Annotated in this window: 1 protein-coding gene and 1 pseudogene; both read left to right on the top strand. The window is 36.1% G+C overall.

The features are described 5' to 3' along the window. Positions 1 to 240 precede the first annotated feature (240 nt). On the top strand, positions 241 to 444 hold the full coding sequence (locus PAE54_RS12400; protein ID WP_326519659.1) for a hypothetical protein: 204 nt from the start codon (positions 241 to 243) through the stop codon (positions 442 to 444). Between the two features lie 301 nt (positions 445 to 745). Beyond that, a pseudogene (locus PAE54_RS12395) lies at positions 746 to 943 on the top strand (I78 family peptidase inhibitor); the annotation flags it as partial. Positions 944 to 1,386: the final 443 nt, after the last annotated feature.

Below are 1,386 nucleotides of genomic sequence, written 5' to 3'. Positions count from 1 at the left end.
AAGCAAACAAAGGAAAGCCACCTCTAATGGCTGCTTAACCTCTACTTTTAACTTCGGTTATTTATGGGAGGATTACCAGCTGAATAGTTGGCCAACAGGAAAGTTGAAGTCGATATGTGTAATTTAAATGGAGCCAATTAAAAGTCTTTATTTTTTTATGCCTTTATTGCTTTAAACCATATATCTTGAGTGAAACGAGGCGTATACTCAAATAATTGATTGAATCAAGGGATGAAAAAAATGCTCCTCAAATTTGCTATTCGTTTCGCTGTTGTTTTATTTTCGGTGTTGATTGTAGCTGCAATTGTGATTCAATTTTTCTTTTCTAGTAAGTTAACGACGGATTTGTGGATTATTGTTGTTCCCGTGATTTTAGCAATTCCTATTTTGACCTCTGTGATCTGTGCCAAAGATGAAGAGTTGAATCTAGATTCCAGCCATTAATTGCTCATATTTTTCATTGTAGACGTGAGCTAAGCCTATTTTGATTAATCTCTGACCTCGCTTTTGCGAGGTTTTTTGCCAATTGAGTAATCGTTCAAGGTTAGGATGACTGTCCAGAGATCTTTTAGAAGGAGTTACACGAAAGCGATTATTGGTTATGATGAATTTTTCCTGCTCAATTCGATAAAAAATGCAAATTCTTCACTACGTCATGATTTTGATGGTCACAATGAGTTTAACTGCTTGTGTTAATGGGGTTAAAACAGAACAATCGCAGCCTACACCTTCAATGGGAATCAAAAAATGCTCCCCTGAAGCAGCAGCAAAACTTGTTGGTCAAACGGGTTTGACTGAGTACGAAATTAAAGCTCTAACTCAATCTGAATTTGTAAGAATGGTCACTCCAGGACAAGCAGTGACAATGGACTATCGTGAAAATCGTATTACCGTGGTCCTTGATCCCCAATCTAAAGTCATTCTGCAAGCTTCTTGTGGCTAAATTATGCTCATAAAAGCGCTCAGTAGTTTCTCTATCAGTATGATGGATATACCAATATCCATCCCATGATCCTAAGTCTACTAATTACTCGTATTCATTAGATTTATAAAGGAAATTTAGGTTATAAAAAATTCTGGCATCAAGAAAATTTTATCTAGAGAGAACAAGTTGCTGAATTGCTGCTATTCCATTTTTATTAAATACCCCATCAGTAAGAATAAATCCTAATAAACAGGCATGATTTTGACTATTAAATTAGGAGTGAAGCCAACAATATCACTGTATCCATTCAACTCGGGTTATTAATTTAAGCAAGAAGAGGGGAATCGGCTGTGTTTACCTTTAAGGTAGGCTAAATTAAGAATAACGTAAGCGTCCGCTGAACCCCATGCCTATTTTTTAATTTGAGTTGGATTTCCAGCGATGTGGCAGTAATTCTTCTA

The sequence above is a fragment of the Acinetobacter minutum genome (assembly GCF_035916735.1).
Taxonomy (GTDB): Bacteria; Pseudomonadota; Gammaproteobacteria; order Pseudomonadales; family Moraxellaceae; genus Acinetobacter.
This window is presented reverse-complemented; position numbering and strand designations above follow the sequence as displayed.

Coding starts and splice junctions, on each gene's coding strand:
- PAE54_RS12400 (WP_326519659.1), top strand. CDS start 241: ATGCTCCTCAAATTTGCTATTCGTTTCGCTGTTGTTTTATTTTCGGTG.